The organism is Neisseria sp. P0021.S007 (assembly GCF_051956855.1).
Map to the genome: position 1 here is coordinate 1 of NZ_JBQCXA010001826.1, position 431 is coordinate 431.

Annotated in this window: 1 protein-coding gene; it reads left to right on the plus strand. The window is 48.3% G+C overall.

Going from position 1 to position 431, the window contains the following annotated elements; all coding sequences use genetic code 11:
- The coding region (locus tag ACTHUR_RS21665; RefSeq protein WP_440400878.1) for a TGS domain-containing protein at positions 1–431 on the plus strand (431 nt) is incomplete at both ends.

The following is a 431-nucleotide window of genomic DNA, read 5'->3' on the forward strand; positions in this document are numbered from 1 at the left end:
GCGTCTATCGGTGCAGGTTTGGCAAAGGCAACGGTAGCGGGCAAGGTTAACGGTAAATTGGTGGATGCTTGCGATCCGATTACCGAAGATGCCCACGTTCAAATCATTACGCCTAAAGACAAAGAAGGCGTGGAAATTATCCGCCACTCCTGCGCGCACTTGGTCGGTCATGCGGTCAAGCAGCTCTACCCAGATGCCAAAATGGTTATCGGCCCGGTGATTGAAGACGGGTTCTATTACGATATCGCAACTGAAAAACCATTTACGCCTGATGATGTAGCAGCCATCGAAGCGCGCATGAAAGAGTTGATTGCACAAGACTATGACATTATTAAAGTGATGACGCCTCGTGCAGAAACCATCAAAATTTTCCAAGATCGCGGCGAAGAGTATAAATTGCGTCTGATTGAAGACATGCCTGAAGTGGAAGC